Source organism: Chryseobacterium sp. MEBOG07, assembly GCF_021869745.1.
GTDB classification, from domain to species: Bacteria; Bacteroidota; Bacteroidia; order Flavobacteriales; family Weeksellaceae; genus Chryseobacterium; species Chryseobacterium viscerum.
The window spans coordinates 4,076,299-4,102,826 of record NZ_CP084579.1 but is presented as its reverse complement, the minus strand read 5'-3'; the positions used below and the strand labels follow the sequence as shown (position 1 = coordinate 4,102,826).

The following is a 26,528-nucleotide window of genomic DNA, read 5'->3' as shown; positions in this document are numbered from 1 at the left end:
TAAAATGATTGATACACATACACATCTATACGCAGAAGAATTTGATGAAGACAGAAAAGAAGCTATTCAGAGAGCTTTAGATAAAGGAATTACAGAATTTTATCTTCCCGCCATCGATTCTGAATCGCACGAGAAGATGCTGCAGCTGGAAACAGATTATCCGGGACAGATTTTTTCAATGATGGGATTACATCCTTGTTATGTAAAACCGGAATCATGGGAAAAGGAGCTTGATATCGTAAAAAATTACCTTGATCAGAGACATTTTCCTGCAATAGGGGAGATCGGAATCGACCTTTATTGGGATAAAACAACATTGGATATTCAGGTGAAAACTTTTGAACAGCAGATTGACTGGGCGATAGAAAAAGACCTTCCGATCGTGATTCATACAAGAGAAAGCTTTGATGAGACATTCGAGGTTTTAGAAAGAAAAAAACATCCCAAGCTGAGAGGGATTTTCCATTGTTTTTCAGGAAATCTGAAACAGGCGCAACACGCTATCGAGCTTAATTTCATTTTAGGAATCGGTGGAGTAGTGACCTTTAAAAACGGGAAAATAGATCAGTTCCTGAATGAAATTCCGTTGGATAAAATTGTTCTGGAAACAGACTCACCTTACCTGGCTCCGGTTCCTCACAGAGGAAAAAGAAACGAAAGCTCTTATCTTGATCTCGTAGCCGGAAAATTGGTAGATATTTATGGAAAAGACTTTTCTGAGATAGACCGTATCACAACGGAAAATGCAAAGAATCTTTTTAAATAATAAAAGTTTTAAACTTTAAGACAAATAAAAATCCCTTTTCAAAAACTGAAAAGGGATTTTTATTTATTTTTTCTTGTGAAATTCTTATTCTTAGGCTTTTTTAACCCCGTTGAGGATGTTGAAGCGGATGGCTTCTTACGGTTATTATTTGGCCTTGAATTGCTGCTATTGGATGTTCTTGGTCTATCTCCGCCCTGAGCAGGTTTATTGTTAGAATCCCTTTTCTGGGCAACCAGGTTGTCCGTGTGGAAAGGATGTTCTTTGATGACAGAAATTTTCTTTCCGATCAGTTTTTCCGTATTCTTTAGATTCAAAAGATCAAGTCCGTCTACAAAAGATATAGAATTACCTTCAGCTCCGGCTCTACCTGTTCTTCCGATTCTGTGTACATAAGTCTCAGAAACATCAGAAAGTTCAAAATTGATCACGAACTTCAATTCATCAATGTCAATTCCTCGTGCTGCAATATCTGTGGCAACAAGAATTCTTGTTTTTCCGGATTTAAAGTTGTTCAAAGCATTTTGTCTCGCATTCTGAGATTTATTACCGTGAATGGCTTCAGCAGAAATATTGTCTTTCTGAAGTTTTCTGGCAATTTTATCAGCACCGTGTTTCGTTCTTGAAAATACAAGTACCGAGTCTGAAATATCATTTTCAAGAATGTGGGTCAATAAATCCAGCTTATTTTCTTTTTCAACAAAATAAACCGATTGTTTGATCGTATCTGCCGTAGAAGAAACAGGAGTAACCTCTACTTTTACTGGATTATTAAGGATAGAATTTGCCAGTTTCTGAATTTCTACCGGCATCGTTGCTGAGAAAAATAAAGTCTGTCTTCTTTGTGGTAAAAGTTTGATGATTCTTTTTACATCATGTACAAATCCCATATCAAGCATTCTGTCTGCTTCATCTAGAACAAAGATTTCAAGATTTTTCAAACTGATGATTCCCTGAGCAATAAAGTCAAGAAGTCTTCCTGGTGTTGCTACCAGAATATCAATTCCTTTTCTTAGAGCAGCTTCCTGATTTCCCTGCTTTACTCCTCCAAAGATAACGAGTTGTTTTAATGGAAGATATTTACCGTAAGCATTAATGTTTTCCTCAATCTGAATCGCCAATTCTCTGGTAGGCGTAAGGATTAATGCTTTTATATGTTTATTGGGAATTTTATTTTTGGATAAATTCTGTAGAATAGGAATAGAAAAAGCAGCAGTCTTTCCTGTTCCCGTCTGCGCGCAGCCTAGAAAGTCTCTACCTTCTAAGATATCGGGAATAGATCTTTCCTGGATAGGAGTAGGAGTCGTGTATCCCTGCTCCTGGATTGCTTTTGCAATAGGTTCTATTAAGTTTAAGTCTGTAAAATTCAAATGAATTATTTTAAAATTTTAAATAAAAATTCCTTCAGTCTGAAAGAATTACATTCTGCAAAGGTAGTCTAAATATTTTTAAGTATCTTATTCCACTTTTTTAGACTTATGTATCTATTGAAAAGCAGAAATGGCCACCCGAATATGAGCCGCCATTTATTTCTATTAAAAGCCTGAAGTTTATTTAAACCTATATCCTACACCCGCCTGCAGAAATCCAATTTTTATAGGAACTGAATTGCTTTTATTCATTTCTATAAAATTGAAATTGTATCTGGCATCAACAAAAAATTTTTCATTGAGTTTGTATTCAGCGCCGAGGAAAGGAAATAAACTCAAGGTTTTTACAGATTCGTAATTGTGGGTTTCAGTCTCACCAAAAGGGGTATTCATTTTTACTTTGGATGATATGTTAAACCCTAAGTTCATTCCTACAAATGCAGAAAGTTCTGGAACAATATAATATTTTACTGAAATAGGAACCTGTATCTGATTGAATTTGTAATCAAAGTTCATATTCCCACTGTTTACCACCTCATTACCTACCAATTCGTACCAAGGATAAGCATCTTTACCACCCAATTGAGTATATAGTAATTCAGCCTGCAAACCAAATTTAGAAGATAAAGGTTGTTCTGCTATGATACCTGCATAGAAATAGGATTTTGAATCAAGCTCAGTTCCAAAAAATTTCATATTGGATAAGGAATATCCTCCCTTTACACCAAAGCTCATAGATGCCGGATCTTTTGTGTTTTGTTGTGCATTAAATATTGCTGAGAAAGCAAATACTGCAATGAAAAAAATGTTCTTCTTCATATTTATTTTAAATGGTTAGTAGTTTACAAAAAAAATTCCTCCAAATGAAGGAATTACTGTTGCAAAGATAATTTAAATATTTTTTAGTGAACTTATTTCACTTTACTCCATTGCTGATTTTTTCTTAAGTTTTCAAAAAAATGATACACTTCCGAAAGCTTTTCACTTCCGTGTTTTCCATAATCTTCCACATTTTTTGAAGTGCCGTCGGCAAAATTGATTCTTAAGTAAGAAGTGGGAAGATCCGTAATATTTTTTGTTCCGTATTTGTCATTTAAACTTTTCACATTCAAACCATCCAGAAGGCTGATCAGTTTATTATAATCTTTTTCTTTGATAGTACCTTTAAAAGTTCCTTCACGTGGCTTTGAGAACTCATCTTTTGAAGGCTTATCATTAAAATTAAAGTGTTCTGCTTCAAAAACAGCAGTTCTGTCCGGATTGATGGTCATTTTAAAAACAGGACAGAATCCAAAGCAGGGACTCGCTTGATACTCAATTTTAGTATATTTTGAATTTACTTTTTGAGAAGTTGTACAAGATGTTAAAAATACAAATGCACAAATGGCTAGCAAATATTTCATAGTTTTTTTCAATTTGAAAGGGTGTCCCAATAATTGTTCCAAAAGATAAAATCTTCTGTTGTTTTCTTGGGGAATTGGGTGAATATAGAAACAGAGCCTTAGGAAAAACCTGAGGCTCTGTTTGTATTTAATTTTACTTTATGAAAAAAGTAATCTGGATTTAAAATGTATTTCTATCCGTGCAATTGTTTCCAGATAGCATCCTTAAGCTCCATAAGCCCTTCTCCGGTAACACCTGAGAAGAATAAAGGCTGCTTGTTTTCCGGGAATTCTGCTGCGATTTCCTTTTTAAGCTCATCATCCAAAAGATCAGATTTTGAAACGGAAACAATGAAATCCTTATCCAAAAGTTCAGGATTATACTGTTTCAGCTCATTTTCCAGAATTTTAAATTCGTTGAAATGGTCTTCAGAATCAGAAGGAATCAAAAATAACAGGATAGAGTTTCTTTCAATATGTCTAAGGAATCTGTGCCCTAAACCTTTTCCTTCCGCTGCCCCTTCAATGATCCCGGGAATATCAGCCATTACAAAAGATTTGTAATTTCTGTAATCCACGATTCCAAGGTTAGGAGTCAGGGTTGTAAAGGCATAATTAGCAATTTTTGGTTTTGCTGCAGAGACAGAAGCTAAAAGTGTAGATTTTCCTGCATTGGGAAACCCAACAAGTCCTACATCCGCCAAAATTTTAAGCTCGAAAACAACATAGCCTTCTTCGCCATCCATTCCGGGTTGAGCATATCTTGGAGTTTGATTGGTAGAGGATTTGAAATGTTCGTTTCCTTTTCCTCCTTTTCCCCCTTGCATCAAAATGATTTCCTGCTTATCCTCAAGGATTTCTCCGATAATTTCACCTTCTTCATTTTTAGCGATACTCCCAATAGGAACATCGATATAAATATCAGAACCGTCAGCTCCGGTCAGCTGGTTTTTTGCTCCGTTTTCACCACGTTCAGCTTTTATGTGACGGGTATATCGAAGTGGAAGTAAAGTCCATTCCTGAGCATTTCCTCTCATGATGACGTGTCCGCCACGACCACCGTCACCTCCGTCAGGACCTCCTTTAGGAATATACTTTTCACGGCGAAGGTGGGCAGAACCAGCACCTCCGTGTCCGCTTTTACAATGGATTTTTACGTAATCTACAAAGTTAGACATATAGTTTGTGTTGCGAGCTGCAAGCTGGGGGATACAATTTGAATCCCGTAACCCGAATCTCGATTATTTAATTTTCTCTACTTCAGCGAAAAGCTTTTGGGAAATCTCATTGATTTCACCTACGCCATTTACTTCTACATATTTCCCCTGCTGCTTATAAAGCTCGGCTACTTCCGCTGTTTTAGTATAATATTCTTTTATTCTGTTTTCGATGATCTCTACATTGCTGTCGTCTGATCTTCCGCTGGTTTCACCTCTTTTCAGAAGTCTTTCAACCAAAATTGTATCCTCTACTACCAATGAAAGACAGATATCGATCTTATCATTCAGTACTTCTTTAACGATATTTTCCAAAGCTTCTGTCTGAGCAGTAGTTCTTGGATATCCATCAAAAATAAAACCGTTGGTATCGGTAGGCTTTTTGATCTCATCGATCAGCATATCTGTTGTTACCTGATCCGGAACCAATTCTCCCTTATCGATGTATGACTTAGCCAGTTTTCCAAGTTCAGTGTCATTTTTCATATTGTATCTGAAAAGATCACCTGTTGAAACCTGTTTTAAATTGAATTTCTCGATTAGATTTTGAGCTTGTGTTCCTTTTCCACTTCCTGGAGGGCCGAACAGAACAATGTTTATCATAATTTTGATACGCTTGGACAATTGGCATTTTGCTTCCAGCTCATGGCTTTTGGCGGTTGCTTTTTGCTTTCAGCTTTTTTAAGTTATTATTAAATTTATTTCTTTATATAATTTAAGCTAAAAGCTATCAGCTAATAGCCAACAGCACTTAATGGTTGATTTGTCCGTCTTCCAACTGATATAAATTGGGAAGGTTTCTTCCTAATTCATCATAATCAAGTCCGTATCCAAGTACAAATTTATTGGGTATTTCTTTCCCGATATAATCCAGTTTGAAATCTTTCTTGTAAATCTCAGGTTTCAATAGGAAACTTGCCAGTTTTACAGATTTAGGACGTTGTGTTTCTTTAAAATATTTGAAAAGACTCTCAACTGTGTTTCCTGTATCTACAATATCTTCTACAAGAATGATGTGACGGTCTCTTACATCCTTAGTAAGTTCCATTTTCTGGTAAACGATCCCTGTAGATTCAGTTCCTACATAAGAACTCATTTGAATAAAGGCAATTTCGCATTCCCCTGGGTAATATTTTAAAAGATCCGAGAAGAACATAACAACCCCATTTAAAACACCAATGAAAACAGGAACTTCATCCTTGTAATCTTCATAAATTCTTAACGCTGTCTCTTTTACAATTTCCTGAATTTCGGTATCCGTTAAATAAGGAACGAAATTTTTGTCGTGAACTCTAATGCTATCCATAAAATTTTTAGTAGGAGGCAAAGTTACGGATTTTTGAATTTTGAATAAAATCTTTTTGTGTTTAATCCTTGATTTGTGCTATCTTTGTTCTTTCAAAACCCAAAAATACAGACATGTAGGATATAATTTCTTTCAGATTTGATCAAACGATAACCATGGTGTTATTGGTGTTTAACCATTATTAAGAAAGAAATCATGATTTTACTGCAAAATATATCCTTTGGGTTTCCGGGAGGAAATCTTCTATTTAATCATATCAATTTAACAATACAATCTCACACCAAATTAGCTTTGGTGGGAAGTAACGGCATGGGAAAATCTACCTTGCTGAAAATTATTGCGAACGAAATACAGCCTCTAAGCGGAGATACGAACGTTAGTGGTGATATTTTTTATGTTCCTCAAATGTTTGGAAACTGTAATCATCTTACCATCGCCGAATGTCTGAAAATAGATCAAAAGTTGTACGCGCTCCAAAAAATTACCAATGGAGAGGTAGATGATATTTATTTTGAAATTCTCAATGACGACTGGGACATTGAAGAACGATGTCAGCACGCATTGGAGCATTGGGGGCTTGACAATGTTGAATTAACCCAGAAACTGGATGGTTTGAGTGGCGGTCAGAAGACCAAGGTTTTTCTAGCCGGAATTCAGATCTGCCAGCCAGACATCATCATATTGGATGAACCTACCAATCATCTGGATCTTGAAGGAAGAAAGTTATTATACGATCTTATTGATAAAACAGATTCCACTGTTGTTATCGTAAGCCATGACAGAACTTTGCTCAATCTTGTTGATACCATATTTGAGTTAAGCAATCAGGGAATTGCTTCTTATGGTGGAAACTATGATTTCTATGCAGAGCAAAAGGAAGTGGAGGTGGAAGCCTTAAACAATGATATCCACGCAAAAGAACGGGCACTGAAAAAAGCAAAAGAGAAAGAAAGAGAGACTCTGGAACGCAAGCAGAAACTGGATGCAAAAGGAAAGCAAAAGCAAGAAAAATCCGGAGTAGCGAGAATTATGATGAATACTCTGCGGAACAATGCTGAAAAAAATACATCAAAACTGAAAAGCGTTCATGCAGAGAGAATCAGTGGAATCTCCGGAGATTTGAGAGATCTGCGCTCCACAGTAAAGAATTCTGACCAGATGAAAGTGAATTTTAATGATTCCAGTCTGCATTCAGGAAAGATTCTGATTGCGGCTGAACATATTAATTTCAGTTATGGAAAAGAAGAGCTTTGGAAAGAAAACCTCGATCTTGAGATCCGAAGCGGAGACAGAATCTTAATCAAGGGTTCAAACGGTTCAGGAAAGACGACTCTGATAAAGCTGCTGCTGGGAAATACTGAGCCTTCCGAAGGAAAAATAACCAGGGCAGCATTCAACAGTATATATATTGATCAGGAATATTCTTTGATTGATAATGACTCAACTCTCTATGATTTTGCCCAGACTTTTAATGATAATGGATGGCAGGAGTCTGAAGTGAAAACATTATTGTCCAGGTTTTTGTTTGGGAAAGATACCTGGGACAAGAAATGTGGTGCATTGAGTGGTGGAGAGCGTTTGCGGTTACTTCTCTGTGGGCTTTCAATCAGCAATAAAACTCCCGATATGATTATTCTCGATGAACCAACGAATAATTTAGATCTTCAAAACGTAGAAATTCTCACCAATTCCATCAAAGATTATCACGGAACTTTACTGGTGATTTCCCACGATGAAATTTTTCTGGAAGAGATTGGAGTTGATAGGGAATTGATACTTGATTGATGATTATATTTCCCGCAGATGACTGTGTTAATATATTTAATTAGGTTCTCTCTGTCTTCTTCTTTTCGTGGATTGATTGTATTTAATGGGTAATATATTCAATAGGATCGAGCTTTAGCCCGTCTTCAATATCAAACCAATTCCATTGGCTTTAGCCAAAACTTATCATAAAAAACCTGGAAATTGATTTCCAGGTTTCTATTTTCTATGAATTAAAATATTATTTCTTCGTTTTCTTAATCGCATCAAGATATATCTTTTTGATACTGTTTTTCTCTTCTTTTTCGCTGATATCTTCAAGAACAGGAAGTAGAGTTACATTATGCTTAGTCTTCAATTTCAAAATTTCACCCAATGCAAATGCAGCACTCCAGCGTACCACAGTTCCTTCATGTTTTGTATTGTCCAATAGGCTGGTAATGGCCTGATCCAGATTTTCAGTGAACAAATGAGCCGTGTTGCCTATCACTTTGGCACTTTCCCATTTTATCCTGGATGCTTTTTCAATAAGGGTTTTAGTGACAAAAGAAAACACTGTTTCATCCGCAAGATTGGGATTTTGTTTGGTAGCATATTCCAATGCTTCTATGCAGGTTGCTTTTACAGGATCTTTTGATTTTTCGGAAAAAGCGATAAGTTCATCCGTCGGTAAAGAAGTATCAATAATCCATTTGCTGATGATGTCAACCTTCTCTTTTGATTTTACAGTCTTGTCTTTGATAAGCTCTTCTAAGGTCATGGTGATTATTTTTTTTTTTTTTTTCAGTGTTCTAAAATAATAATTCCTTTTGAAAACACCAGCCGTTGCGGATAAAAGCAGAAAGCTTTCGAGCATGGTTCATGAAGCAATCTCTATTTCACCTGTAAGTTCCCCTGTTTTATTGTATCAAGAATAATATCCATTTTTTGATGGAGTTCATAATCGCCTGAGATTTCAATCAAAGGTGTATTTATAGAAGACAGCCATTCAAGATGAGCCTTTAAAGTTCTGTTGGCAATGCCCGTATTGTGGTCATAATCGTTAGCCCAATCCATAAACTCCTGGAATTTTTTGGATCTTTCCGGATCATTGATGATTTGATCTCCATATCTTTCCAATTCTCTGTTTTTTAATCTTTCCATTCTTATTTTAGAAGGAAGGTAGAGGAATATAATCAGATCGAATGCTGGAAATACATTGTTACCCCAATGAATGATTGAACCGCCAAAAATCCAGTTTTCAGAAATATGAAGTTTATCCGAAACCATGGCATTCCTTATTTCTGGATGTTGCCTTTCTGTAAAAGGAATTTGGGTTTTAAGCCAGAAAAAATCATCACTGTCAAAATATTCAAGATTGAGTTTCTCAGACAATGCTTTTCCTAAAGTAGTAACCCCGGAACCAGAAGCTCCGAAAATATGTATTCTCATGATTTTTAAGTGTATTAAATCAGCGAAATCTGTAAAATTTGCGAGAGATTCTTTCTATTTTGAAATCCAGTCATAAATTTCCTTCAACACTTTTCCCCGTATTTCCTCATTCAGAATCTCATGACGCATCTCCGGGTAGATCTTTACCTCTACATTTTGAAAGCCGTCAGCTTTTAAATTATCCACTGTATGCATCACCCCTTTTCCAAAATCACCGATTGGATCATTCTGCCCACTTACAAAAAGGAAGGGAAAAGATTGAGAAATAGAAGTAGCCCAATTTCTTGCCGTAGCCTTTTTATAAATAGTAAACAAAGTATAAAAAGCATTGTGGGTAAACGGAATTCCACACCATTCATCCTGCTCAAAAGCTTTTCTGTTTTTAGGGTTTACACTGAGCCAGCTGGTATCACTGAAATCTTTATCTTTTTTAAAATGTTTGTTATTGACGCTCGTAAAAACTGAATTCAAGAAAGTACGATGACGAGGAGCAATTGCATTGGTTAATGATAAATATGTTCTTAACAAATCTATTCCTGGTAAAGGTCCGCCAGTTCCTGTAATGATAGCTCCTGCAAACTTACTGCATGCCTTTTGAAGAAGGCAACGGGTAATGAAAGATCCCATAGAATGTCCCAAAATAAAATGGGGAACTTCCGGATACTGTTCAGCAAGATGATCAGCCATCATTTCTGCATCTGCGACAAGTCTTTCGTCCGGTTTTTCAAGCTGGAAGAAACCGATATCCTTTTTCTCTTTCACAGATTTTCCATGTCCCAAATGATCATACGTCAATACAGCAATCCCATGAGCTGCAAAATATTCTGCAATTTCTGAATATCTTCCGCTGTGCTCCTGCATGCCGTGAACAATTAACAAAGTAGCTTTTACTGTTTCGGGCGAAAATATAGTGTAGTAAAGTTGGGACTCTCTGTTTACTATTGATGGGAGGTATGATGATTTTTGGGGTATTGGCATGATAAATTGGGTTTTTGTATTATTTTATCTCAATGTCAGGAAGTTTGAAATTTCCAACAATTTCAATTAATTGAGAAGAGTTGGCTTTTAAATTATTAAAGAAATCATCCATATTTTTCTCGTATCCTCTTTCACTTACTGCGAAAAGAAGGATTCCTTTATTTTTGCTGTTATTAATAAGTTTATAACGATAAATATTCCTTTCTGCAATCAGTATTTCCTTGCCATCCTTTGAGTTTTCACTAATAAGAAAATCCAAAATATATTCTCCATTATTTTCAAGAATCTGATAATTGATAACAGGGTTAGTTTTTTTTGCTTTCTGAAGTTCTCCTATTTTTTGATCAATAATATCTTTAAGAGTGAAATTACCTTTTACAAACTCAATTAAAACCATACTGTTGTATTGGTTGATGTTTTCTTTTGGACTCAAATATTCCTGCTTGAAATAGTTTTCATTGGGATGAGAGCTCCAGGCTAAATTATATTCCTTTTGATTCAAATTAATAGGTCCGGGTACACTTAGATAATCATTTACTTTATTTTGTGCTTTTATATAAAACAGAGGAACCATTAAAAGTAGAATCAGAATTTTAAATTTCATTTCGAATAATTTTTAGAGTAAATATAATCCATTTTATATAGGTGTGAAAGTAAAAACACCAGGAATAAAGTCATATTCAACCTCATGATTTTCACCCCAACCCAAAAATAAAATTCCCCTCAAATTTGCCCACCCAATTTTTTAAAAGTAATTTTGCACGAATCTAAAAACAAAAGTAAAATATGTCAACTTATGTAGTTGTAGGTCTTCAGTACGGAGATGAAGGCAAAGGAAAAATCACGGATGTTTTATCGGCTAAATCGGACTATGTAGTACGTTTCCAGGGTGGAGACAACGCTGGTCACACGGTTTATGTGGGTGAAGAAAAATTCGTTTTGCACCTTCTTCCTTCAGGAGTTCTTCAATGCAAAGGGAAATGTATCATTGCGAACGGAGTAGTGGTAAACCCTAAGTCTTTTATTAGAGAAGTTGGTCAGATCGAAAGCAAAGGCTTGAGAACAGATCATATCTTTATCAGCAGAAGAGCGCATGTTATCATGCCTTACCACATCCTTTTGGATACTTACCGTGAAGAGGAACACGGAGGGACTCAGATCGGAACTACCAAAAAAGGAATCGGACCTTGTTATGAAGATAAAATAGCAAGAGTTGGAATCAGAATGGTAGACCTTTTAAATCCTGAGATTTTAAGAGACAAAATCGAGAAAAACTTAAAAGTTAAGAATTCTCTTTTTGAAAAATATTATGGAAAACCAACGTTAGACGTTGAAGAAATCTACAACGAATATTTAGCAATCGGAAAACAGCTTCAGGACAGAATCGTTGATACTGAATTAGAGCTGAACGAAGCGATCAGAGACGGTAAAAATGTTTTATTCGAAGGAGCACAAGCTTTAATGCTTGATATTGACTTTGGAACTTATCCATACGTAACTTCATCTTCTCCATCTACAGGAGGAGTTTGTTCAGGGGCTGGTGTTCCACCAACTTCACTTCAGAACTTAATCGGAGTAGCGAAAGCATATTGTACAAGAGTAGGAAACGGACCTTTCCCATCTGAATTAGATAACGAACTGGGTGAAAAAATCAGACAGATCGGAGGTGAATTCGGAGCGACTACAGGAAGACCAAGAAGAACAGGTTGGTTAGACCTTGTTTCTTTAAAGCACGCTTGTATGATCAACGGGATCAACAACCTTGTGATCACTAAGCTTGACGTTCTTACAGGAATTGAAAACCTTAAAATCGTTACTCATTACAAAACTGAAGATGGAAAAATTATTGATTATTTCACTTCATCTACAGAAAAATTATATAACTACGAGTCCATCTACCAGGAGTTACCAGGTTGGAACGAAGATATTACAAAAGCAAGAAGCTATGATGAACTTCCTGACAATGCTCAGAAATACATCGAGTTTATTGAGAAATACTTAGGAATCAATGTATACTTAGTTTCTGTAGGTCCTGAAAGAAGTCAGAACATCATCAGAAAAGAATTATTCTAATATTCTTAGATTATAAATAATAGAGAGATCATCATTTGATGGTCTCTTTTTTTGTTTAAAAATTAATGAGACTTGATAAAATAGCTTTTAGTTTCTTTTATCTGGTTTATCAATCCTTGTCAAGGTTTTAAACCTTGACAAGGATCACATTTAAGTATATCTACTACGCTCCTGTTCTGCTATTTGTCTATTTTATTCTTATCTATTTTCATGAAAAATACTACCGTTTTCTTGTATAGATTTTTTGTTTGGAAATGTTAAAATTTAAACATTATCATAAAATTTTCTAATATTATGTTGTTTTGATAAAATTTTGGCAGATGTTTTGTTATTGAAACAATGCTTATCGATAAGAACTAATCAAACTAATAATCAAAATTTTTAACAGTTTAAATAGTAGTAGTGATGAAACAACATAATCAAAACCAGGAATTTCGTTTTAACGAGGTTCTCTTTGAGCACCGCAATAAAGAATATGGTGCCTATGCGTTAAGAAATGAATCAGATAGAATATTAACCAAAGCCCTTTTTATAGGCGCAAGTTTAATGGCTGCAGTATCCATTACACCGTTTGTAATTTCTGCATTCAACACAACAGACACTATAACAGGCGGAGGTTATGTACTTCCTCCACCAGTATTCATTCCCGAAGATCCGGTTGCGCCACCTGTGAAAATTACTCCGGTAAAGCCTGAAGTCGCTTCAAATGCGAAAACATTTGACAGCACAGTGCCTACACCATCGAGTACAGCTCAGGATAACGTGAAAAAAGATCCCGTTCCTGATGATGCTGTAGCAGGTTTTACAAACAACTTTAAAGGAGAAACGGTGATACCTAATACACCACATGTTCCCAATGTATCAGTAGGAACAGGTCCTGTAATTACTACGCCTCCTCCAGTAATTTCTGATCCTGTAGATAAAAATAAAATTGCAGAATCTGGAGAACTTGGGGTAGAAGCTAATTTCACAGGAGGAATAGACTCCTTCAGAAATAAAGTAATGAACAACTTTGATGGTTCAGGATTTGAATCAGAAGATGTTGTAAAAACGACAGTTACCTTTATTGTAGAAATGGACGGAACAATTTCAGGGGTAAAAGCTAATGGAACCAACGCCGATTTTAATAGTGAGGCAATGAGAACAATCAAAAACATCTCAAGCAAAGGAAAATGGATTCCTGCCAAAAACAAAAAAGGAGAATTCGTAAGAAGTTATTTCAAATTTCCAATCTCAATGAAGTTTGATAATTAATACGGAAAAACAAATTTAAAATAGTTATCCACAAAGATTTTTTTTTGTGGATAATTTTTTTTATCGTTAAATTGCTTATTAACAATATTTTAACTCAATTTTGATTTTCTCCACTCACCGAGAGCAAAGAAAAAAGTGTATTTTTGAAACTTAAAGTTCTAATAATGGCAAAAATCATAGGTATTGCTAATCAAAAAGGGGGTGTTGGTAAAACAACTACCGCCGTAAATTTGGCAGCAGCATTAGGAGTATTGGAGAAAAAAATATTGATCATTGATGCTGATCCTCAGGCGAATGCTACATCCGGTCTGGGAGTGGAAGATGTTCAGTATTCTACATATAATCTACTGGAGCACAGTGCAGATACAAGAGTTTGTATCAAAAGAACTGCCACTCCGAACCTTGATATTATTCCGTCACACATCGATTTGGTCGCTGCGGAAATTGAGTTGGTAGATAAGGAGGACCGTGAATATATGCTGAAAAAAGCATTGGCCAGCGTAAGAGACGATTATGACTATATCATCATCGACTGTGCACCAAGCTTAGGTCTTATTACCGTAAATGCTCTTACTGCAGCAGATTCTGTAATCATTCCGATCCAGTGTGAGTACTTTGCATTAGAAGGACTTGGGAAACTTTTGAACACCGTGAAAAATGTTCAGAAGATCCACAATAAAGATCTGGGAATAGAAGGTCTTCTTTTAACGATGTACGACAGCCGTTTAAGACTGTCAAATCAGGTAGTGGAAGAAGTAAACCTGCATTTCCCGGAAATGGTTTTTGAAACCATTATCAGCAGAAACGTAAGGTTGAGTGAAGCACCAAGTTTTGGAGAAAGTATCCTGAATTATGATGCCGAAAGTAAAGGAGCTGTTCAGTATATTCAGTTAGCTGAAGAAGTTCTTTTGAGAAATGAAAACTTAATAAAGAACTAAATTAATAATAAATGGCCAATAAGTGAATGCTAGCCATCACTTATCAAACATCATTTATCAATTATATCTATGAAGGACAAAAAAAGAGCTATGGGACGCGGCTTGGGCGCCATTTTAAGTGCAGAATCTAAAGCAACTGTCAATTCAGCTACTGATGAAGGAGCAGATAAGTTTGTAGGAAACATTGTAGAAGTTGCGCTTGAAGATATCTATCCGAACCCGACGCAGCCGAGAACTTATTTTGATGAAAAAGCATTAAACGAACTCGCGCAGTCGATCAAAAACCTGGGAGTAATCCAGCCGATTACCCTGAGAAAAGACGGAGAAAGATTTGAAATCATTTCCGGGGAAAGACGTTACAGAGCAACTAAAATTGCCGGGTTAACGACTATTCCTGCCTATATCCGTTTAGTAAATGATCAGGAGCTTCTTGAGATGGCTCTTGTTGAGAATATCCAGAGAGAAGATCTTGATGCCATCGAAATTGCTTTGACTTATCATAGACTTTTGGAAGAGATAGGTCTTACTCAGGAAAACCTGAGCCAGAGAGTAGGAAAGGACAGAAGTACCATCACTAACTCCATCAGACTATTAAGACTAAACCCGGATATTCAGAATGCCATCAGAAGTGGTGAGATTTCTGCAGGACACGGTAGAGCCATTATCAGTCTTGAAAGTGAAGAAGATCAGCAGGTTTTATTTGGTCTTATCATCAAAGAAAAATTAAATGTTCGTCAGTCAGAGCAGGCAGCTGCCGCATTGAAGAACCCAAAGTCTCCCGCTGCAAAAAAAGCCAACGTGGAGCTTTCCAATAACTATAAAAAAGCCCAGAAGACCATCGCAGATATCCTGGATATAAAAGTGGAGATCAAAGCTTCTGGAAATGGTAAAAAAGGTAAAATTGTTCTGGACTTCAAAAACGAAGAAGAGCTGGAATATATTCTATCCCATATTAAATAAATGAAGAAAATATTTTTCACATTTTTCTTGTGTATTGCTGTACTGGCTTACTCACAAGTAAAACCTATTGATACCGTTCGGATGCAGACTCTTCCGAAAGAAGAACCGCGTGTGGTAAAGCCAGGCAAAACAGAAGCAAAGATCATTGAAGATCTTGAAAAAGCAAATGGCCCGACAGTAAAAACCATAAAACTGAATCCTACCAGAGCAGGATTGTATTCTGCCGTTTTTCCGGGATTGGGACAGTTTTATAATAAAAAATACTGGAAGATTCCCATTGTTTGGGGGGCAGTAGGAGCGGGAGTTGGTATTGCAGTCTGGAATGACAATCAATATAGAAAATACCGCGAATATTATATAGCAAAACTGAACGGGACCCCGAATGAGTTTGTAGACAGTCATCCGTTTTTAGATAAAAAAGCTTTGGGGAATGCTCAGGACAGAGCCAAAAGACAAAGAGATTATGCGATTGCTATTACAGGATTGATCTATATCCTGAATATTGTAGATGCAGTAGTAGATGCACATCTTTATGAAAGCCGTCATGACCCGGATCTGGTTTTTAAACCAACAGTTATTCAGGATCAATATGGGTACAGCGCTCCAAAAACAGGCTTCAGTTTAAGTTACAGATTTTAAAATATAATATACTGCAGAAAGATCTTAGGATTGAATGCAGTAGTAAAAAAATAAAAAGATCATATGAAAATAGCATTAGTTGGTTACGGTAAAATGGGGAAGATCATTGATGAGATCGCACAGAAGAGAGGTCATGAAGTAGTTGCCCGTCTGAAGGAAACCCCAACTGCTGAAAATCTTAATAATCCGGATGTTGTGATTGAATTCTCATTACCGGAAGTAGCATTTGAAAACATAAAAGCTTGTCTTGAAAACAAAATTCCGGTGATCTGCGGAACAACAGGCTGGCTGGATCAAAAAGCTGAAATAGAAAAACTGGCTGTAGAAAATGGTACAGCTTTCCTATATGGTTCCAACTTTAGTTTAGGAGTGAATTTATTTTTTGCTTTAAACGAAAAATTGGCTGGTCTGATGAAAAATGTAGATGAATACTCTTGCCAGTTGGAAGAAATTCATCACATCCATAAAAAAGATGCTCCAAGTGGAACGGCTATCTCTATCGCGGAAGGAATTATCCAAAACAACCCAAAATTTGACGCCTGGAAACTGGAAGAAACAGAAGGCAAGCAGCTGGGAATTTTTGCGGTACGTGAAGATGAAGTACCGGGAACTCACAGCGTGTATTATAGAAGCGAAGTAGACGAAATCGAAATCAAGCATACCGCTTTCAACAGAAACGGATTTGCACTGGGTGCCGTAGTAGCCGCAGAATGGATTAAAGATAAAAAAGGAAACTTCGCAATGAAAGACGTTTTGGGGCTTTAATTTGTAACAAATTCTGTAAATTGCAGACAAATAAACAGAAAATGATGAATAGTGAATTGTAAATAGCGGATGGCTGTTATCATTTATTACTCATCATTTTATCATTTATATCATAAGAATAGGCACAAAAATTTATGAATTATTTTTTAACTTATACAGTATATGTCCTCATATTATCCGTATTAATGGGGGTTTCATCTTGGAAACTGTTCAAGAAAATGGGCTATAGCCCTTTATTTGCTTTTATCCCTTTCTATAACTATTTCATCATTCTGAAAGAAACAAAACATCCGAAATGGTGGGCAATCCTATCTTATCTTCCGATTGTAGGGCCTATCATGATGTCTGTTTTCCACCTTTACTTAGTGAAAAAGTTTGGAAAGACACTTTTTAAAGATCAGATTCTTACCGTGATTCTACCGTTTATTTATATGGCGGTGATCAACTATTCTAAAGATGTAGAGTTAGAAGATGAAAACGCAAACGACCTGTTTCTTACAGACGAAGAGAAAAATGACAAAAAGAAAGATACATTCGTTGGTTCTATTACCTTTGCAGTAGTATTTGCAACGATCATCCACGTTTTTGTAACACAGCCTTTCGGGATTCCTACAGGATCTATGGAAAGAACATTATTGGTGGGAGACTTCCTTTTTGTAAACAAATGGAGCTATGGATACAGACTTCCGATGCGTCCGGTAGCAATACCTTTCCTTCAGGGAACGATTATGGATACAGGACAAAAAGGAAACCCTAAAGATGATCCGAAATCTTACGTAGATGGAGTGAAACTTCCTTATACAAGAATCTTACAATTCGATAAGCCACAGAAAAATGATGTGGTAGTTTTCAACTATCCTCGAGATTCTGTGCATACAGCAATTGACAGAAAAGATCCTTATGTAAAAAGATGTGTAGCTACAGCAGGTGATACTTTTGAAATGAGAGCCGGAAGACTTTTCGTTAACGGAAAGCCGGAAACTGTTTTAGGAGATCAGGAAGTACAGCACAGATATATTGTAACAACAGGAAGTCAGTTGGATATTCCTTCATTATACAATACTTACGGATTTTTACCGGTTCAGGAATTACAGACTGAAAAAGGATACCTTTATGCTTTTCAGGGGCTAACAGATAAAACGGCTAAAGAAATTAAAGGAATGTCTCAGGTTCTGGATATGAAAGAAGAGGTGTCTCCAAAAGGAGAAGCCGCAGTATATTACAGAGACGAAGCTAAAACTAAAATTGATACGACACAATCTATCTTCCCAATCAACAAGCCTTGGAATCAGGACTGGTATGGTCCGGTAAGAATTCCTAAAAAAGGAGATATGGTTGCCATCAATCAGGAAACACTGCCTATGTACCAGTGGATCATTTCTGAATACGAGCACAACAGCTTAGAGAAAAAGAACGGAAAGATTTTGATCAACGGAAAAGAAGCCAGCCAATATACTATTCAGCAGGATTATTATATGATGATAGGAGACAACAGAGATGCGTCTTTAGATGCAAGATTCTTTGGTTTCGTTCCTGAAGAAAATATTGTAGGAAAACCTATGTTTACATGGATGAGTCTTCAGGGTGCTTTCTCAGATAGCAGTTCTACTTACCAGGCGCCATTTAAAGTTCGTTGGGACAGAATGTTCAAAGCAACCAATACAGGAGAAGCTAATAAAACCTCTTACTGGTGGATTGCAGCGATGATCCTTATCTTATTCTTCGGATGGGAGTATTTCGAGAAATTGTTCAGAAAGAAAAAAACTGAAGACAACTAATAAAAAAATTAAACTTAAAATAGAATGAAGTATTTGAAAAAATACTTCATTTTTGCATTATGAATATGAAGAATGTATTATTGCCGGCATTTTATATGCCCCCGATTTCATGGTTTTCAGTGTTTGTGAACCCTGCGAATGATATTGTATTTGAGCAGTTTGAAAGCTTTCCAAAACAGACCTATAGAAGTAGAACCAATATATATGGGGCTAACGGAAAATTATCATTAATCATTCCCATCACTCATAACGGAAAAAGAGAATTTAAAGACATTGAAATCTCTTACCGTGAAGACTGGAGGACTCTTCATTGGAAATCGATCAAAACAGCCTATCAAAGTTCTCCTTATTTCGAATATTATGAAGATAAGCTCAGAAAAATATTTGAGCTTAATGAAAAGTTTCTTCTTGATTTTAACCTTAAAGGGATAGAAGTTATCCAACAGATATTGAAAACAGAAAAGGCACAGTCTTTGAATGAAGAATATATCAAAAACCCTGAAGAAATCAATTTCAGAGAAAAATTTTCGGCAAAGGTTCCTTCAGAATTTCAAATGGAAGAATATTACCAGACATTTTCGGATAAATTCGGGTTTTTGGAAGACTTGTCGATTCTTGACCTTATTTGTAATAAAGGCCCGGAATCACTCATGTATTTAAAAAATATAAAACAATCATATTAGCATACAATCACTATTCAGGAAATTTTCAGCATACGGCAGATGAAGGTGGTGATTGACATATTGCTTTAAAAAATTAAATATCAACATATGAAAAAGGTATTATTAGCTGCAGTTTTTTTAGCAGGTTTTAGTTTCTCTTTTGCACAGGAATCTAAAGCTAAAAGTATTGATCCTAGTGAAGACAAAGATCTGATGACATGGTATCATAAGGATTTTGCGACTTCAAAAGTATATGGTGTAAATACGGCAAATGCTTATAAATATTTAGAATCTAAAGGACTGAAGCCTAAAACCGTGGTCGTTGGAGTTTTAGACAGTGGAGTACAGGTAGATCACCCCGGATTGGTAAAAAACCTATGGTCAAACCCTAATGAAATTCCTGGCAACGGTAAAGATGACGATGGAAACGGATATATCGATGATGTACACGGATGGAACTTCATAGGAGGCAAAAACGGTGATATTGATATCGATAATATGGAGGTGACAAGAGTCGTAGCCAAATACAAACCTATTTTCGAAGGAGATGATTCTGCAAAGAACAAAGCCAACCAGGCTAAGATGAAGGAGGATTTTGATATGTATATGAAGGCCAAAGAGATGTTTAATAAAAAAAGTATCGAGGCAAAACAAAACTTCCAGACGTATTCTATGCTGAACGAGCTGATTCCTAATATGGTGAAATTATTAGGAGGTAAGCCGGTAACTGGTGAAACCATTTCAGCAATTAAAGCGCCTACAGATCAGAAAGATGCTATTGCATTGGATTTCTTAGGTCAGATTTCTCAAAGTCCGGAATTCAAAGGAAAATCATCTGCTGAGTTTGAGAAAAAAATGAAAGAGGAGATGAAAGAGGCTATAGATCATTTTGCTCCGGCAGCAAAACAATACGACCTTTCATATGACCCGAGAAAAGAAATAGTAGGAGATAACTACGATGACTATTCTGAAAAAAGTTATGGGAACAATCATTATGAAGGGGCAGATGCAGAACACGGAACTCACGTAGCAGGAATTATTGCAGGACTTCCACAAGGAAAAGAAGTTCAGTATGGGGTTGCTTCCAAAGTGGCTAAAATCATGTCTGTAAGAACAGTTCCGAATGGAGATGAAAGAGATAAAGACGTTGCCAATGCAATAAGATACGCAGTAGATAACGGTGCGAAAGTTCTAAATATGAGCTTCGGGAAACCTGTTTCTCCTGGTAAGAATGTAGTTTGGGATGCTTTTAAATATGCCGAAGATAAAGGCGTTCTTTTAGTAAAAGCTGCAGGTAACGAAAATGAAGATGTAGCAGAACATTTGGCATATCCTACCAACTTTAAAAATGTTACAGATGAAAAACCATTTGTAAGCAACGTTCTTGTGGTAGGAGCAAGCACCAATAAAAACAGTGCTTTGAGAGCAGATTTTTCTAACTTCAATAAAAAAATGGTCAATGTTTTCGCTCCGGGTGAGGAAATCTATTCTACCGTTCCGAAAAACGAATATAAATATCTTCAGGGAACTTCTATGGCATCACCAGTGGTAGCCGGAGGAGCAGCTGTTTTATTAGCATATATGCCAGATCTGAAACCTTATCAGATCATTGAAGCTCTTGTGAAAAGCAGCAATCCAAGTACAGAAAACGGATTTGCAGATGAATCTCAGGCAGGTGGAGTTATCGACCTGAAAAAAGCGGCAGAGTATGCTTATACCAATTTCTACAAAGGAAAGCCGGCAGGCACTGCTAAGCCTTCGAAATCCGTAAAAAAGGCTGTTAAAAAATAATTTATCTCCCTGTGTTTAAGGAGAAGTCATAAAAAGTCCGAATTTTTTTCGGACTTTTTATTTTTTATTTTAAATTTTGGCACGGTTTTTTGTAACTTTATAGTAACAAAATAATAAACAACAAAATGAAAAAGTTACTACTTGCAGGGATGTTGGGAACATCACTTTTTGCAGTGTCGTGTTCCTCTGTTAACAAAGCAGCTACATCTCAAAATCAAAGAGCTGATTTCCTTAAAATGAAAGGAGATTGGCAGATTGTGAGCATAGATTACGAAAAAGGGTATAAAATCAAACCTTTTGACGAAGGTGCAGATGCACAGTGCTTCGTAGGAAGCCACTGGAGATTGATTCCTAATAACTGGACAGGAGCGTATACTTTGAACGGAGGTGGAGATTGCCCGGCAATTACACAGCCCATCAAGTTTGAAATAAAAGACGGTAACACGTTTATGTTTAAAAAAATTGCCGGAGGTACGAAAGCAAAACAAAATACTGTAGGATATAGCCTTACCCTGATCAATCAGACAACAGATCAGTTTTCACTTCAGCAAGATGTTCCTTTTGAAGGAGGTAATGTAAAAGTAGTTTACAACTTCCAGAGAGCAGGAATGAAATAATATATCAACATAAAAGATCAAAAAAAATGAAATTTACAAAAACATACGTAGGAGCCCTTTTCTTGTCATCAGCATTATTATTGACAAGTTGTGAGGCGGTTCAGAATTCAAATCACCAACAAAGAGGTACAGCTGTAGGAGTTGCTTCAGGAGCTGTTCTTGGAGGGATCTTAGGAAACAATGTAGGAAGAGGAGGAAACGGAGCTATTGGTGCTGTATTAGGAGGTATTATCGGTGGTGTTGCAGGTAACGTTATCGGTAATAAAATGGATAAGCAGGCTAGAGATATTAAAGAAACTTTACCAGGAGCACAGGTAGAAAGAGTAGGTGACGGTATTAAAGTGACCATGAATGAAAGTATTGTAAACTTTGCTTTCGACTCTTCAAACCTTACTTCTGTTGCTCAGACTAACCTTGACAAATTAGCTACAGTATTGGTAAACAACGCAGATACCAATATCAATATCTACGGGTATACAGACAGCGTAGGTAAAGATGCTTACAATATGGCGCTTTCTCAAAGAAGAGCAGATGCTGTAAAAGCTTACTTAGTAGGAAAAGGAATTGCGTCTAGCAGAATGTTCTCAAAAGGAGAAGGTAAAAATATGCCGGTTGCTAGCAATGATACTGACGAAGGAAGAGCTAAAAACAGAAGAGTTGAGTTTGCCATTACAGCAAATGAAAAAATGATTAATGAAGCCAAACAAGGGCAATAGTTAATTTAATATATAAATATTTTCGTAAAAGACCGCCCCGGCGGTTTTTTTTGTATTTTTATGCTATAAATTTTGAATTTATTATTTTTGTACTTGAAATAACATAAATGAAGAAATATTTAAAGCTGCTCCGTGTGGAGCAATGGGTGAAAAACCTTTTTGTATTTGTCCCTCTATTCTTTTCGGGTAATATTACCAACATAGATCTGCTTCTCAAGAGCATTTTCGCATTTGTTATATTTTCCCTCGCGGCAAGTGTTGTGTATATTCTGAATGATTACAATGATATAGAAGCAGATAGAAAGCATCCTGAAAAAAGAAGAAGGCCGTTGGCGAGTGGCGCTATTTCAAAATCAAAAGCTATAGGAATTCTTATGGGGCTTGTCATTGCAGATATTGCTCTTGTATTTTTTACAAAGATCTATTTCCATGAACTGCTTTGGAAGTTTGCGACCATCATAGGATTTTATGTGGTGATGAATCTTGCCTATACTTTCAGACTCAAGCATGTTCCAATCATTGATATTTTCATTATTGCCATAGGATTTGTACTGCGTGTACTGGCTGGAGGGTATATTACCGGAATCAGTATTTCACAATGGGCAATCCTGTTAACGTTCGTATTGGCACTAGTACTGGCTATCGGGAAAAGAAGAGGAGAGCTTATCAATGCGCAGGTTTCAGGAAAAACAAGACGGGCACTGGATGGGTATAACGTTCAGTTCGCAGATATTGCATTATCCATTTCTATTACGCTGGCTATTGTGTGTTATCTGATGTTTACCCTGTCACCGGAAGTTCAGGAAAGATTCCATGAGAGAGTTTTTTATACGGTAATTTTCGTAGTCTTTGCCTTGTTGAGGTATCTTCAGCAGACATTGGTTTATAACAGAACGGAATCTCCTACAAAAATTGTGTACAGAGACCGATACATACAGGTTACCCTATTACTTTGGGTAGCTGCATTTTTAATTCAAATTTATTTTAAGAAATGAAGCCTAATTTCATACAGAAAGTTACAAACTGGGGAAATTTCCCGGTAGTGGAGAAAGAAATGAGATCTGAGGACAGTTTCAAAAAAATAAAAGAATTTGTACTCAATCACAACGAAATTATTGCAAGAGGGAACGGAAGATGCTATGGAGATGCTTCGTTGGGAGAATCTATATTTTCAACAAAAAAATTAAATAAATTCATCAATTTTGACCGTTTAAACGGAGTGATAGAATGTGAATCCGGTGTACTGCTTTCAGATGTTCTGGAAATAGCAGTTCCACAGGGATACTTTCTGTATGTTACTCCCGGGACAAAATTTATATCAATAGGAGGTGCTATTGCTTCTGATGTTCATGGAAAAAATCATCATGCAGAAGGTTGTTTTTCAGAATATGTGATTGAATTTAAGCTCATGACTGAGAAAGGGGAGATTATTACCTGTTCCAGAGAAGAAAATATTGAGAAGTTTTGGGCTACTATCGGTGGTATGGGACTTACAGGAATTATTCTTACAGCGAAGTTTAAGCTTAAAAATATAGAATCCGCTTATATCCGTCAGGAAAGCATTAAAGCGGAAAATCTGGATGAAATTTTTAAACTGTTTGAAGAAAGTGAAAGCTGGACCTACACGGTTGCCTGGATCGATTGTCTTCAGAAAGGAAAAGATATCGGAAGAAGTATTCTGATGAGAGGGGAGCATGCTTTTCAACATGAGCTTCCCCAGAATTTTGCAAAAACTCCTTTAAGATTAAAGAAAAAATTACAGCCTACAGTTCCTTTTTATTTTCCGGGATTTGTATTGAATGCACTTACCGTGAAAATTTTCAACTGGCTGTACTATAAAAAGCAATCTAAAAAAGAAGTGAAAAACTTCATTGATTACGAAACGTTTTTCTATCCTCTGGATGCCATTAATGACTGGAATAAGATCTATGGGAAATCCGGTTTTATACAATATCAGATGGTAATTCCTAAAGAAGCAGGAAAAGAAGGGATGAAAAGAATCCTTGAAACGATCGCCAATAGTGGAAACGGATCATTCTTAGCTGTTTTAAAACTCTTTGGAAAAGACAACCCTCAGGCGTATAATTCATTCCCTGTAGAAGGGTATACACTGGCCTTGGATTTTAAGGTCAATTCAAAACTGAAAAAACTGGTAGATCAGCTTGATAGCATTGTTCAGGAATTCGGAGGGAGAATTTATCTTACCAAAGACAGCATGAGCAGATCATCATTGACCAATTATCTGAAAAATATTCAAAATCCTAAATTTGTGTCTTTACAGCACAAAAGAATCATAAACAACAATTCATAATGATAGTTCTGGGAAGCACATCTGAAGTGGCACAGGCTTTTGTGGAAAAAGCACTTCAGGAAGGAGAAAAATTTGAAAAGATCTATCTTTTTACCTCAAATAAAGAAACTACAGAACGATTTGCAAGGCATATTGATGTGAAGTTTCTGCAGCAGGCGGAAGTTATCGAACTGGACCTGACAAAAGAAATAGATTACAATAGATTTGATAATATCAATTCAAATGTATTATTTTGTGCCGTAGGATATTTGGGCGAAGGAACAGAAGAAGGGTTGTATGATAACAGAAATACAGAACGTATCATAGATATCAATTACTCAAAACTGGTTCCGGTGATGAATTATTTTGCCCATAAATTTGAAAATAGAAGATCCGGAACGATTATCGGACTTTCTTCAGTAGCAGGGGATAGGGGAAGACAGAGTAATTTCATCTACGGAAGTGCAAAAGCTGCTTTTACAGCTTATTTGAGTGGTTTGAGAAACTATCTTTTTGATAAAAAAGTACATGTTCTTACAATAAAGCCAGGGTTTATGGCGACCAAGATGACAGAAGGTCTGCCTTTAAATCCAAAACTGACGGCAACACCGAAACAAGCAGCGGCCTGTATTTATAAAGCCTTCAAAAAGGAGAAAAATGTGGCATATGTTTTGCCGGTTTGGAGTATTATTATGATGATTATCAGGAATATCCCTGAGTTTATATTCAAAAAATTAAAGCTTTAAGAAAAATGAAAAAATTGTATTGTTTTGATTTTGACGGAACCCTGACGTATAAAGATACCATGTTTATGTATCTTAAATTCTACGATTCTACAAAATACCGGATACAATTTTTAAGACATGTACCGCTCTTTATTCTGTTGAAGCTGAAACTCGCTGAAACGGAAAAAGTGAAAAAAAGCTTTATCGGTTCTATTTTGAAAGGACAGACTCAGGAAAAGATAGAATTGAAGTCTAAACAATTTTTTGAGCAGCATTATCCTAAAATTGTGAGGGAAAATGCATTAGACTTTATAAAAAATATCGATAGGAATAATATACAGAGTTTATTGGTGACCGCTTCATTGGATATCTGGGTAAAACCTTTTGCCGAAGAACTGAAAATGGAGCTTGTTTCTACGCGGGCAGAGTTTAAGAACGGAGTTTTCACAGGAAATTTTGTAGGAAAAAACTGCAACGGGAAAGAAAAACTGGTACGAATTAAAGAAGAAATCAACGACTCTAAGTACGATAAAATTATTGCTTTTGGGGATACTTCAGGAGATCGTCCAATGTTGAAGTGGGCAAATGAGGGACATTACCAATTTTTTCATTAATTTTGGGAGATAAAATTGTAGAAAATGAAAAGCTTGTTAATTGCATCTGCACTCACTTTTATGAGTTGTGCAAGCACATCATCTCAGAAATCTCCTGATATGCAGAAAAATACAGAACTTATTGTTTCCCAGTCACAGGGAGGCACAGAAAAGGCAGGCTTTAGAATCATTAAAGAAGAAAAAGATTTTCGCAATACCATCAAAGGAAGTTTTGGCATTCTAGGGACAGGAGATGATGGATCTTATGTCAAGTACCCGCAATTTCCTAAAGATAAGAAGGTTGTTCTCTACAATTTAGGTGGTTTCAGATCAGGAAGTCACAGTATCTCAGAAATTAAAGGGATCTCTGTGAAAAATAACATTCTGTATGTAGAAGTTCCGGCGGGAGAACCTTCCGGTGGAATGGAAATTCAGGTGCTTTCCAACCCATGGTTTATTTTCACTGTTCCTGCAGACTACCAATTTACCTCCGTAGAATTAAAATATTCAAAATAA

General features: G+C 36.3%; 28 protein-coding genes. 18 read left to right on the top strand and 10 right to left on the bottom strand.

The window, feature by feature from the left end; genetic code table 11:
- Positions 1–4 precede the first annotated feature (4 nt).
- A complete protein-coding gene (locus LF886_RS18825) occupies positions 5–766 on the top strand; it encodes a TatD family hydrolase (protein ID WP_236851108.1) in 762 nt (253 codons plus the stop codon).
- Positions 767–825: 59 nt separating this feature from the next.
- Here the strand turns inward: LF886_RS18825 and LF886_RS18820 are convergent, their stop codons facing one another.
- The 6 genes from LF886_RS18820 to LF886_RS18795 form a co-directional block, all read right to left on the bottom strand.
- Positions 826–2,133 carry a DEAD/DEAH box helicase gene (locus tag LF886_RS18820; RefSeq protein WP_236851107.1) on the bottom strand — a complete coding sequence of 436 codons (1,308 nt, stop codon included), beginning with the start codon at positions 2,131–2,133 and terminating at the stop codon, positions 826–828.
- A gap of 180 nt (positions 2,134–2,313) precedes the next feature.
- A complete protein-coding gene (locus tag LF886_RS18815) occupies positions 2,314–2,952 on the bottom strand; it encodes a porin family protein (protein WP_236851106.1) in 639 nt (212 codons plus the stop codon).
- Positions 2,953–3,044: 92 nt separating this feature from the next.
- Positions 3,045–3,536: a DUF6438 domain-containing protein gene (locus LF886_RS18810; protein WP_236851105.1), complete on the bottom strand. Its 492-nt coding sequence runs from the start codon at positions 3,534–3,536 to the stop codon at positions 3,045–3,047.
- 173 nt (positions 3,537–3,709) lie between these two features.
- Complete coding sequence (gene obgE / locus LF886_RS18805; RefSeq protein ID WP_236851104.1) at positions 3,710–4,693, bottom strand: GTPase ObgE; 984 nt, start codon at positions 4,691–4,693, stop codon at positions 3,710–3,712.
- Positions 4,694–4,756: 63 nt separating this feature from the next.
- Positions 4,757–5,335, bottom strand: coding sequence for an adenylate kinase (locus LF886_RS18800; RefSeq protein WP_103231741.1), 579 nt, complete (start codon positions 5,333–5,335; stop codon positions 4,757–4,759).
- Between the two features lie 148 nt (positions 5,336–5,483).
- Positions 5,484–6,038 carry a phosphoribosyltransferase gene (locus LF886_RS18795; RefSeq protein WP_103231740.1) on the bottom strand — a complete coding sequence of 185 codons (555 nt, stop codon included), beginning with the start codon at positions 6,036–6,038 and terminating at the stop codon, positions 5,484–5,486.
- Between the two features lie 195 nt (positions 6,039–6,233).
- On the opposite strand from LF886_RS18795, the gene LF886_RS18790 reads away from it, so the two are divergent.
- Positions 6,234–7,823: an ABC-F family ATP-binding cassette domain-containing protein gene (locus tag LF886_RS18790; protein WP_236851103.1), complete on the top strand. Its 1,590-nt coding sequence runs from the start codon at positions 6,234–6,236 to the stop codon at positions 7,821–7,823.
- 220 nt (positions 7,824–8,043) lie between these two features.
- On the opposite strand, the gene LF886_RS18785 is transcribed toward LF886_RS18790, so the two are convergent.
- From LF886_RS18785 to LF886_RS18770, 4 genes are all read right to left on the bottom strand, one after another.
- Complete coding sequence (locus LF886_RS18785) at positions 8,044–8,562, bottom strand: hypothetical protein (RefSeq protein ID WP_236851102.1); 519 nt, start codon at positions 8,560–8,562, stop codon at positions 8,044–8,046.
- A 113-nt stretch (positions 8,563–8,675) separates the two neighbouring features.
- A complete protein-coding gene (locus tag LF886_RS18780; RefSeq protein WP_236851101.1) occupies positions 8,676–9,233 on the bottom strand; it encodes an AAA family ATPase in 558 nt (185 codons plus the stop codon).
- 54 nt (positions 9,234–9,287) lie between these two features.
- The gene (locus tag LF886_RS18775) at positions 9,288–10,211 is read right to left on the bottom strand and encodes an alpha/beta fold hydrolase (RefSeq protein ID WP_236851100.1); all 924 of its coding nucleotides are present in this window, start codon (positions 10,209–10,211) and stop codon (positions 9,288–9,290) included.
- 19 nt (positions 10,212–10,230) lie between these two features.
- Positions 10,231–10,815 carry a hypothetical protein gene (locus LF886_RS18770; protein WP_236851099.1) on the bottom strand — a complete coding sequence of 195 codons (585 nt, stop codon included), beginning with the start codon at positions 10,813–10,815 and terminating at the stop codon, positions 10,231–10,233.
- 182 nt (positions 10,816–10,997) lie between these two features.
- Between LF886_RS18770 and LF886_RS18765 the strand changes: the two genes are divergently transcribed.
- The 16 genes from LF886_RS18765 (at position 10,998) to LF886_RS18690 (ending at position 26,528) form a co-directional block, all read left to right on the top strand.
- On the top strand, positions 10,998–12,284 hold the full coding sequence (locus tag LF886_RS18765) for an adenylosuccinate synthase (protein WP_124530544.1): 1,287 nt from the start codon (positions 10,998–11,000) through the stop codon (positions 12,282–12,284).
- A gap of 405 nt (positions 12,285–12,689) precedes the next feature.
- Entirely contained in the window at positions 12,690–13,538 is an 849-nt protein-coding gene (locus LF886_RS18760) for an energy transducer TonB (RefSeq protein ID WP_236851098.1), read from the top strand.
- Between the two features lie 164 nt (positions 13,539–13,702).
- Positions 13,703–14,476, top strand: a complete 774-nt coding sequence (locus tag LF886_RS18755) for a ParA family protein (protein ID WP_103231733.1) — start codon at positions 13,703–13,705, stop codon at positions 14,474–14,476.
- Between the two features lie 69 nt (positions 14,477–14,545).
- Positions 14,546–15,436 (top strand): ParB/RepB/Spo0J family partition protein, encoded by an 891-nt coding sequence (locus LF886_RS18750; protein WP_236851097.1) that lies wholly within the window; start codon positions 14,546–14,548, stop codon positions 15,434–15,436.
- Positions 15,437–16,075 (top strand): DUF5683 domain-containing protein, encoded by a 639-nt coding sequence (locus LF886_RS18745; RefSeq protein WP_236851096.1) that lies wholly within the window; start codon positions 15,437–15,439, stop codon positions 16,073–16,075. It begins immediately after the preceding gene.
- 63 nt (positions 16,076–16,138) lie between these two features.
- A complete protein-coding gene (gene dapB / locus LF886_RS18740) occupies positions 16,139–16,840 on the top strand; it encodes a 4-hydroxy-tetrahydrodipicolinate reductase (protein WP_109738788.1) in 702 nt (233 codons plus the stop codon).
- Positions 16,841–16,974: 134 nt separating this feature from the next.
- Entirely contained in the window at positions 16,975–18,618 is a 1,644-nt protein-coding gene (gene lepB / locus LF886_RS18735; RefSeq protein ID WP_236851095.1) for a signal peptidase I, read from the top strand.
- A 59-nt stretch (positions 18,619–18,677) separates the two neighbouring features.
- Positions 18,678–19,301, top strand: a complete 624-nt coding sequence (locus LF886_RS18730; RefSeq protein ID WP_410685123.1) for a WbqC family protein — start codon at positions 18,678–18,680, stop codon at positions 19,299–19,301.
- A gap of 87 nt (positions 19,302–19,388) precedes the next feature.
- Positions 19,389–21,071 carry a S8 family serine peptidase gene (locus LF886_RS18725; RefSeq protein ID WP_236851093.1) on the top strand — a complete coding sequence of 561 codons (1,683 nt, stop codon included), beginning with the start codon at positions 19,389–19,391 and terminating at the stop codon, positions 21,069–21,071.
- Between the two features lie 125 nt (positions 21,072–21,196).
- Entirely contained in the window at positions 21,197–21,688 is a 492-nt protein-coding gene (locus LF886_RS18720; RefSeq protein WP_103231727.1) for a lipocalin family protein, read from the top strand.
- 26 nt (positions 21,689–21,714) lie between these two features.
- A complete protein-coding gene (locus tag LF886_RS18715; RefSeq protein WP_103231726.1) occupies positions 21,715–22,404 on the top strand; it encodes an OmpA family protein in 690 nt (229 codons plus the stop codon).
- 107 nt (positions 22,405–22,511) lie between these two features.
- The gene (locus LF886_RS18710) at positions 22,512–23,399 is read left to right on the top strand and encodes a decaprenyl-phosphate phosphoribosyltransferase (RefSeq protein ID WP_236851092.1); all 888 of its coding nucleotides are present in this window, start codon (positions 22,512–22,514) and stop codon (positions 23,397–23,399) included.
- Entirely contained in the window at positions 23,396–24,715 is a 1,320-nt protein-coding gene (locus LF886_RS18705; protein WP_236851091.1) for an FAD-binding oxidoreductase, read from the top strand. Before LF886_RS18710 ends, LF886_RS18705 begins: the two co-directional genes overlap by 4 nt.
- Positions 24,715–25,440, top strand: coding sequence for an SDR family NAD(P)-dependent oxidoreductase (locus LF886_RS18700; RefSeq protein WP_077415689.1), 726 nt, complete (start codon positions 24,715–24,717; stop codon positions 25,438–25,440). The genes LF886_RS18705 and LF886_RS18700 overlap by 1 nt, the downstream gene beginning before the upstream one ends.
- Before the next feature lie 5 nt (positions 25,441–25,445).
- Positions 25,446–26,033: an HAD family hydrolase gene (locus tag LF886_RS18695; protein WP_124530535.1), complete on the top strand. Its 588-nt coding sequence runs from the start codon at positions 25,446–25,448 to the stop codon at positions 26,031–26,033.
- Between the two features lie 24 nt (positions 26,034–26,057).
- Positions 26,058–26,528, top strand: coding sequence for a hypothetical protein (locus tag LF886_RS18690; RefSeq protein ID WP_236851090.1), 471 nt, complete (start codon positions 26,058–26,060; stop codon positions 26,526–26,528).